Source organism: Campylobacter sp. RM9331 (genome assembly GCF_020137685.1).
In the GTDB taxonomy this organism is placed as follows: Bacteria; Campylobacterota; Campylobacteria; order Campylobacterales; family Campylobacteraceae; genus Campylobacter_E.
This window is the reverse complement of the sequence record NZ_JACGBA010000014.1, coordinates 43,149-52,219: the sequence shown is the minus strand read 5'-3', so window position 1 is coordinate 52,219 and position 9,071 is coordinate 43,149. Positions and strand designations below refer to the sequence as shown.

Below are 9,071 nucleotides of genomic sequence, written 5' to 3'. Positions count from 1 at the left end.
TTTCCATAAACTTTCTCACATTAAAAACAAAACTAATTTTAATTTAAAATATCTTAGACAATCTGCGATATTCCAAATAAAATTAATCATATTTTGGTGTTTTTCTATATTCATAAAATTCCTTTGAAGTAAATGTGATTATTATGACAAAACAATAATAAAAATATTAAATTATTTTAAATAGTTGTAATTTATATGCTTTTATAACTACTCGTTTTTAAAAATATATCAAATAATAAAAAGTTCTTAAAAATAAGAACTTTTTAAAATTATTTTATATTATCTAACTTTTCACAAGCGTATTTAAATTCTAATTCGCAAGATTTTCTTAAATACTCAAGAGATTTATTTTCATAAAGTTGAGATACTTCATAGCAGCTTTTGTTATCATTATTATTGCAAGCGTATTTGTATAATTCTAAAGCTTTTTCTTCATCAATATCAGTGCTAACTCCATTTAAATACATATTTGCTAAAAAATAGCAAGATGAATAATCATTATTATTACATTGTTTTTCGTATAAATTAAATGCTCTTTCATATAATTTTTCAAAATCATCACATTGAGTATATTTTACTTCACAAAAATTTGCAAAATCATAGCAAGCGTTTGCATTATCATCATCTTTGCAAGATTGTTTAACCAATTTTATTGCTAAATTTTTGTATTTTTTATTTAATTTTTTATTTTCCAATTTGTCAGAATATTTATAAATATCACTTAAAGCCTTACAAGATAAATAATCTTCATATTCTTCGCAAGAAACTTTATAATATAAAGCTGCGTTTGCTTCATCATTTTTATCAAACTGATAATAATTAGCATTTTTTAAGCATTCTTCTAAACTCACACACTCAACGGCATAAATACAAACACTAAATAATAAAATTAATAATTTTTTCATACTAACTCCTTTTTTAAGGTAGTAATTTTAGCGAAATATTTTTAAATAGTAATATTTATTTTTAAGCTATAGAAAATCTATAGCTTAAAAAGAATAAGTAAAATCACCTTCATTGGTTTTAATTTCTGCTTGTTTTAAATTCTCGCAAAAATGTATAGGTGAAAATGATTGTCCGTATTTTAATTTTTTAGGATTTGATTTTGATAAAACATAATGAAGTTTGCAATTTCCTTTATTTAGTTTAATCTCATATATTTCTAATTCATCTATTTTAGATGTGATTTTGAGTTTTTTAGAAGCTCTTATTCCTAGAATATTAACTTCAGGAGAATTAAGAAAAAAGATTATACCCCCCCCCTTCTTAAAATAATATTAAAAAAATAAAAATTACTAGGGAAAATATTTAAATGTTAAAGAAAGAAATTCCTAGCTAATCTTAGCTAGGAAAGAAATCATAATGCTTTTTTAGCTGCTGCTGCAACTTTAGCAAAAGCTGCTGCGTCATTCATAGCCATATCAGCTAGAACTTTTCTATCTAGTTCAATACCAGCTTTTTTAAGACCATTCATAAATCTTGAATAGCTTAAATCATTTAAGCGGCAAGCTGCATTAATTCTAATAATCCATAAACGACGGAAATCTCTTTTTTTTCGGCGTCTATCGCGGTAAGCATATACCAAGCTTCTTTCTAATTGTTCTTTAGCTTTTCTAAAGTGTTTTCTACGACCGCTATAAAAACCTTTAGCTAACTTTAATAATCTTTTATGTCTTCTGCGTCTTACTACGCCTGTTTTTACTCTTGCCATAATTTCTCCTTTTAATGGCGTTTGCTTAAAGCAAATCTTTCCCTAAACGGGGGTAACGAATGATTAAAAATCAAAAACTCTTATTTCATACAAAGCATTTTAAGAACACGGCTTTCATTTGTAGCATGAACAAATTTTGCTGTTCTTAAATCACGCATTCTTTTTGCAGGCTTTTTAGTTAAAATGTGGCTTCTATAAGCTGAACCACGCTTAATTTTATTTTTGCCTACTCTAAAGCGCTTAGAAGCACTTTTTACGCTCTTCATTTTTGGCATAAGCTTTCCTTTTTGTTGAATTTTCTAAAAAAGAAGAGCCGATTTTATCACAATAAAGTTTATATATAGCTTATTTTATTTGAAAGTAAAGAAAAAATTAGCAACAAAAAACTAATAATTATCATAAAAATAATTGAAGTATTAAAACTATTTGTAATATCTTTAAAATATCCAAAAATTATTGGCCCAATAGTAGCTATTAAATACCCTATACTTTGAGACATTGAACTTAAGTATATTGTAGTTTTTGTATCTTTTGATTTAATAGCAATCATTATCAATGCAACGCCAAAAATTCCACCAACAGGAATAGAAAATAATAAAGCTGAAATTATTAAAATATAGATATTTGAACTTAATAAACATATAAAAAAAGCAAGAATATTGCTAATACAAACTAAAGTTAAAAGCATTGCTTTATTTTCAATCTGAGCCATTTTATTAGGTATAAAATAAGCTGAAAACATAGAACAAAATTGAAATAATATAACAATATTAGTCGCATAATCTTTATTCATACTAATAGCTAATATGCTAGGATACCAAGTAATTATCGTATAAAAAACACAACTTTGAAGCCCCATAAAAGCAGTGATTATCCAAGCGTTTTTGTTTTTAAAAATACTTAAAAAATCATTGAAATTTTGAGTTTTAGAATATCTATTAAGCCTATGATTTTTAATAAATGGCAGATAGCAAAAAAACGCAATAATAGCAAATATAATCCAACAAAATAAAGCTCCACTAAGTCCAATATAATCAATCAAATAATGCCCAAAAACTCCTATTAAGCTAGAAATGCTTAAAAACATTCCATAAAGTGCCATAATTTTTCCAATATTTTTAAAGTGATTTTTAACAAAACTAGGCATTAAAACATTCAAAATCGCAATACCTAAACCTATTAAAATCGTCCCAAAAAATAAGAAAAAAGTATTAAAAAACGCCCTAGCAAATAGTCCAAACATTATTAAAATAATCGCATAAAGCATAGCTTTTGTATTTGGTAAAATCGGAGCGATTAAAGAAAAAATAAAAAAACAAAAAAGCGGCAAAGCACTTAAAATCCCAATTTGCGTAGAATTTAAATCATAATAACTCATAATATTATCAACTATAGGACCTATTGCAGTAATTGGTGCTCTAAGATTTAAAGATATAAAAATTACACATAAAATACTTATTAAAAAATAACTTTTTTTCATATTTTTCCTTTATTAAGACTTTAATATATCTAAAAAATTCAATTTATGCCTAAATATTAGGCATAAATATTTAGTCTAAATTATATTTTTGTAACAATTTTAAATAAGTTCCATCGTTTTTAAATTTGTTAATTACTTTATTAAAATCATCTCTTAATTTAGTATTACCTTTTTGAAAAGCTATGCAAGTTCCAGATATTGGAGTTTTTGCGAATACTTCAAAATCATCATAATTTTTAGTATAACTCTTAGCAACGGCAGCTTCTAATACAAAACCATCAATTTTGCCATTTAAAGTAGATAATACAAGTGGAATGTATTCAGAATTTAAAAACGGAACTACGCCTTTAATATTAGATATTTCATCAGCTTGCAAAGTTCCTATTTGTGCGCCTAAAATAGCTCCTTTTTCAAGGTCTTTTAAAGAATTTAGCTTTTTATTACTTTTTAATTTGATATAGTGGTTTTCACTTTCTATTATTGGATTTGAAAACTCAACATTTTTAGCTCTTTTAGGTGTGTAACTCATACCTGATGCAATAATATCAATCTTTTTTGATTTTAACGCTAGAATTAAACCATCAAAAGACATTGGAATAATCTCAATTTTTATATTTAACTCCTTAGCAATTTCTCTTACTAAATCAATCTCAAACCCCACAATTTCATCATTTTCCATATACTCAAATGGTGGGAAATCAGGCGATAGACCAACTTTATAAATCTCTTGTGCGAAAAGCCCTAAAGCTAGCAATGTAGCTATAAAAATTTGTTTCATAATAATCTCCTAAAAATTAATAAAAATAAAAAATGTAAAAAATAAAAAAAATAGAATAAAAGAAGTGATAAGTTTTAACGCAGATTTAATTTATTTATTTGTAATTTTTCCATTTGTCCTCCTTAAAAATATGACTTATAATAATCAAAAAAGTAAAATATGTTAATTATAATATATGTAATTTTAAATTAAATATAAAAAATGTAACATTATGTAACATAAAGGAATAGATTATGAAAATAGGTTTTGTTAATGCTAAAGTTTTTACAGGTAAAAACGAAAATGATTTTATAAGCGAATTTAGTATAAAAAACTCTAAATTTTGTGAAATCAATAATGTAAATAGAAATGATTGCAATAAAATCATAGATTTAAAAAATGCCTGCGTTATTCCTGCATTAAGCGATACTCACACGCATCCAACATATGTATCACAAATAATAGATAGTCTAGCTTGCACTAAACCTTATGTGACAAATATTCCACAATTAATAGAATTTTTAAAAACTTCACCAAATTATGGTAAGGAAAATAAATGGATTAAAGGTTGGTGTTATGATGAATCAAAACTAGATGAAAAAAGAGCTCCTACTATAAAAGATTTAGATTTGATAAGCTCAACACAACCAATTTTTATATTAAGAAGTTGCTGTCATTCTTGCGTTTGCAATTCTAAAGCATTAGAGCTAGCAAATATTACAAAAGACACAAAAGAGCCTAAAGGTGGAAAAATAGGCAGATTTGAAGATGGCACTCCTAATGGTATTATGTATGATTTAGGTGCATCTATGTTAATTCGCAATGCAATGGAAAAAGAAAGCTTAGAAGATGAAGCAAAAAAATTAGTAAAATTAGGCGAAATTTATGCAAGTTTAGGAATAGTAAATATTAGCGATATGATGTGTTATTCTAAACCTTTAAAAGCTTATGAATTATATAAATTAGCAAAAAATATGGGTTTAAAACAAAGAGTTAGTTTATATCAAGTTTATAAAGACGCTAAAGAATTTGGCTTATTTAAAAGCTTAGAAGATATTAAAACTAATGGAATTAAATTCTTTGTAGATGGCACTATTTCATCACAAACTGCATTTACTCATAAACCTTATAAAAATAGCGACAATTATGGGGATTTAGTATGTAATATTAATGAAATTAAAGAAGCCATTGATTTTGCCAAAAATAATAATTGCCAAATAAGTTTTCATCTAATGGGAGATAAAGCTATAGATATAGTAATTGATAATCTTACAAGCTATGAAAATTGGTTAAAAGATTATCCTAGCGTTAGATTTGAGCATGCTTCTATGCTAAATTTAAAACATATTGAAAAAATAAAAAAGTTAAAAGTAAAAATTGCTATAAGCACACAACCAATATTTCAATACGCTGAATATACAAGCTATGAAGATGCGTTAGAAGATGATAGATTTAATTCAATTTGTGCTTTAAACACATTAAAAGAACATTTAGATTTAAGCATTTCAAGTGATGCACCAGCTACAATTCATCACGAGCCTTTTAATTTATTTGTAAGTATTAATGCAGCTGTTGTAAGAACTAATCCTAACGGCAAAAACTATAATAAAAATGAAGAAATATCAGTTGAAGATGCAATTTTAATGCTAACTAAAAACTCACAAAATATCCTAATGCTAAAAAATTGCACAACTATTGAAGATGGTAAAAGCGCTGATTTTATTGTCTTAGATAATGATATTTTTAGTATTGATAAAACAAAAATAAAAGATATAAAAGTTCATCAAACTTGGCTAAAAGGCGAAAGAATTTACTAATCCTTTTTCAAGGATTAGTTTAAATTATATTTTTCTAATAATTTTAAATAAGTTCCATCTTGCTTAAATTTCTCAATAGTTTTATCAAAATCATCTCTTAATTTTGTATTACCCTTTTTAAAAGCTAGGCTCATTCCTTCAATACTAGAAGTAGCAAAAACTTCTAAATTTGGATACTTTTTCATATAACTTTTAGCGACTGGCTCTTCCATTACAAAACCATCAATTTTACCATTTAAAGTAGAATTAATAAGCACTATATATTCTTCGTTTAAATACGGCTTAACACCTTTTAAATTAGTTATTTCGTCAGCTTGAAGAGTGCCTATTTTTGCCCCAATTATTGCACCATTTGATAAATCATCTAAAGAATTTATTTTATCATTTCCTTTTAACTTCAAATAATAATTTTTGCTATCAAATATGCTTTTTGTAAATTCAGCATTTTTAGCTCTTTGTGAAGTGTAACTCATACCTGCTGAAATAATATCAATTTTACCCACTTTTAAAGCCGCAATAAGCCCATCAAATGGCATTGTAACAGGCTCAACCTGAATATCTAACTCCTTTGCTACTGCTCTTACTAAATCAATCTCAAATCCTACAATTTCACCATTTTCTATATAATCAAATGGTGGATAATCATATCCTGTGCCAACCTTATAAATCTCTTGTGCGAAAAGCCCTAAAGCTAGCAATGTAGCTATAAAAATTTGTTTCATAATAATCTCCTAAAAATTAATAAAAATAAAAAATGTAAAAAATAAAAAAAATAGAATAAAAGAAGTGATAAGTTTTAACGCAGATTTAATTTATTTATTTGTAATTTTTCCATTTGTCCTCCTTAAAAAAATTGCTTTATAATAACTTTTTTTACAATAAATTAAAATAAATTCTTCAAAAATATTTTAAAATTGTATAAATTAGTAACAAAAGGAGAAAAAATGAAACTAACAAACAGAGATTTTCTAACTTTAAAAGATTTTAGTAAAGATGAAATCCTAGCACTTATTAAATTTGCAAAAGAGCTAAAAGAAAAGAAAAAGCAAGGTATAACAGGCAATCATTTGCAAGGAAAAAACATAGCTTTAATATTTGAAAAACCATCAACTAGAACAAGATGTGCATTTGTAGTAGCTTGTAACGATGAAAAAGCTTATCCTGAATATTTAGGTGCTAACGATATACAATTAGGCAAAAAAGAAAGCATACAAGATACCGCTAGGGTATTAAGCAGAATGTTTGATGGCATTGAGTTTCGCGGCTTTAATCAAAGTGATTTAGAAACCTTAGCAAAATATAGTGATGTTCCTGTTTGGAATGGTTTGACAAACGAATTTCATCCAACTCAAATTCTAGCCGATATGCTAACTATTTACGAGCATTTTAACAAACTAGAAGGGCTTAATTTTGCATATATTGGAGATGGTAGAAACAATATGGCAAATTCTCTTATGATAGGCTGTGCTAAATTAGGATTAAATTATATAAATATTAGCCCTAAAGAACTTCATCCTGATAATAAATTAATAAATCTTTGCAAAAGTTTTGCGAATAACTCAAGTATAAAAATCAGCGATAATATTGAAGATATTAAGGGTGCTGATATTATATATACTGATGTTTGGTGCTCTATGGGAGAAGAAGAAAAAGCAAAAGATAGAATAAATATTTTAAAACCTTATCAAGTAAATGATGAATTGCTTTTAAAAACTGGAAAAAATACAATAATAATGCACTGCTTACCTGCAGTAAAAGGTAATGAAATTACAGAAAATGTATTTGAAAATAATGCTGATATAATTTTTAATCAAGCAGAAAATAGAATGCACACTATAAAAGCTGTTATGATTGCTACTATTTGTGATATAGATATATAATTTATTAAACAAATATAAAGCATTTGGGGTTATAATTACCCCTTTTTTAAAATTTAAATTAAAGGATATTTTTAATGTTTGAGTTGATTAGTGATTCTTTTAAGCAAGCGGTAAATAAATTAAAAACAATAGATGATGAAAAAGCGTTAAAAAACGCTATGGAAACTCTTAAAAAGTCTTTATTAAAGGCTGATGTTCATTTTAAGGTAACGAAAGAATTATTAGTTAATGTAGAAAATGAAGTAAAAGCAAAAGGAATCGGTCAAAAGCATTTTTTAGATGCAATTAAAAATAACCTTACAAACATACTAACACCAGAAAATAAAATAAGCGAATTTAGATTTTCTCCAAGTGGTTTAACATCTGTAATGATGATAGGCTTACAAGGTGGTGGAAAGACAACTAGCACGATAAAATTAGCAAATTATTTAAAACTTAGAAAGAAAAAAGTTCTAGTAGCAGCGTGTGATTTACAAAGACTTGCTGCGGTAGAGCAATTAAGACAATTATGTGAAGCTAATGAAATTGATTTATTTTCAATGGATAGCAAAGACCCTTGCGAAGTAGCGAAAAATGCTCTTAATAAAGCTAAAGATGGCTTATATGATGTATTATTAGTGGATACTGCAGGTCGTTTAGCAATTGATGAGCCTTTAATGAATGAATTAGCTCGTGTAAAAGATATAATAAATCCTTATGAGAGTTTTTATGTAGCTGATGCTATGAGTGGTCAAGAAGGTGTAAAAACTGCAGAAACATTTAATGAAAAAATAGGCATTAGTGGTGTTATTTTAAGTAAATTTGATGCAGATACTAAAGGTGGGGTTGCTTTAGGTATAGCAAAATTATTAAATCTACCTTTAAAATTCGTAGGTATTGGCGAAAAGGTAGGAGATTTTGAGAGTTTTGTTCCAGAAAGAATTGTTGGTCGTATTATGGGAGAAGGCGATTTAGCAACTTTAATGGAAAAAACTTCAGCAGTTTTTGATGAAAAAGAAGCAAAAATCTTAAGCAAAAAAATCAAAAAAGGTGAATTTAATTTCAATGATTTTATAAACCAACTTGAAAGTGTAAAAAAATTAGGGAATTTAGGTTCATTAGTTGGAATGATACCAGGTCTTGGTGGCATTGCTAATAAAGTAAAAGATATAGATTTAGAAAGTTCTAAAGAAATGATACATATAAAGGCAATGATTAGCTCAATGACGCCAAAAGAAAGAGAAACTCCAAGCCTATTAAACAATGCTAGAAAAGCAAGAATTGCAAAAGGTGCAGGTCTATCTCAAATGGAAGTTAATAGATTTTTAAAACAATTTGAAAATGCGTCAAAAATCGCTAAAAAACTTTCAAAAGGTGGTATGAAAGGGTTAGGTTCTATGCTAAATCAAGGAAATTTTCCAAAATAATTAAAAATTTTTAAAGCTTT

Annotated in this window: 9 protein-coding genes; 3 read left to right on the top strand and 6 right to left on the bottom strand. The window is 26.6% G+C overall.

Annotation, left to right across the window (positions count from 1 at the left end):
* Nucleotides 1-269: 269 nt before the first annotated feature.
* The 5 genes from AVBRAN9331_RS06555 to AVBRAN9331_RS06535 form a co-directional block, all read right to left on the bottom strand.
* A complete protein-coding gene (locus AVBRAN9331_RS06555) occupies nucleotides 270-905 on the bottom strand; it encodes a tetratricopeptide repeat protein (protein ID WP_214117783.1) in 636 nt (211 codons plus the stop codon).
* Between the two features lie 452 nt (nucleotides 906-1,357).
* The gene (gene rplT, locus AVBRAN9331_RS06550; protein WP_214117784.1) at nucleotides 1,358-1,711 is read right to left on the bottom strand and encodes a 50S ribosomal protein L20; all 354 of its coding nucleotides are present in this window, start codon (nucleotides 1,709-1,711) and stop codon (nucleotides 1,358-1,360) included.
* 80 nt (nucleotides 1,712-1,791) lie between these two features.
* Complete coding sequence (gene rpmI, locus AVBRAN9331_RS06545; protein ID WP_214117785.1) at nucleotides 1,792-1,986, bottom strand: 50S ribosomal protein L35; 195 nt, start codon at nucleotides 1,984-1,986, stop codon at nucleotides 1,792-1,794.
* A gap of 59 nt (nucleotides 1,987-2,045) precedes the next feature.
* A complete protein-coding gene (locus AVBRAN9331_RS06540) occupies nucleotides 2,046-3,191 on the bottom strand; it encodes an MFS transporter (protein ID WP_336612653.1) in 1,146 nt (381 codons plus the stop codon).
* A gap of 70 nt (nucleotides 3,192-3,261) precedes the next feature.
* Nucleotides 3,262-3,969 carry a transporter substrate-binding domain-containing protein gene (locus AVBRAN9331_RS06535; protein ID WP_336612652.1) on the bottom strand — a complete coding sequence of 236 codons (708 nt, stop codon included), beginning with the start codon at nucleotides 3,967-3,969 and terminating at the stop codon, nucleotides 3,262-3,264.
* 233 nt (nucleotides 3,970-4,202) lie between these two features.
* Here AVBRAN9331_RS06535 and AVBRAN9331_RS06530 point away from each other — a divergent pair, with 233 nt between their 5' ends.
* A complete protein-coding gene (locus AVBRAN9331_RS06530) occupies nucleotides 4,203-5,765 on the top strand; it encodes an amidohydrolase (RefSeq protein ID WP_336606750.1) in 1,563 nt (520 codons plus the stop codon).
* 14 nt (nucleotides 5,766-5,779) lie between these two features.
* Here the strand turns inward: AVBRAN9331_RS06530 and AVBRAN9331_RS06525 are convergent, their stop codons facing one another.
* Nucleotides 5,780-6,487: a substrate-binding periplasmic protein gene (locus AVBRAN9331_RS06525; RefSeq protein ID WP_214117789.1), complete on the bottom strand. Its 708-nt coding sequence runs from the start codon at nucleotides 6,485-6,487 to the stop codon at nucleotides 5,780-5,782.
* Nucleotides 6,488-6,709: 222 nt separating this feature from the next.
* On the opposite strand from AVBRAN9331_RS06525, the gene argF reads away from it, so the two are divergent.
* Complete coding sequence (gene argF / locus AVBRAN9331_RS06520) at nucleotides 6,710-7,645, top strand: ornithine carbamoyltransferase (protein WP_336606751.1); 936 nt, start codon at nucleotides 6,710-6,712, stop codon at nucleotides 7,643-7,645.
* Between the two features lie 74 nt (nucleotides 7,646-7,719).
* Entirely contained in the window at nucleotides 7,720-9,051 is a 1,332-nt protein-coding gene (locus tag AVBRAN9331_RS06515; RefSeq protein WP_214117791.1) for a signal recognition particle protein, read from the top strand.
* The last annotated feature ends 20 nt before the right edge of the window (nucleotides 9,052-9,071 follow it).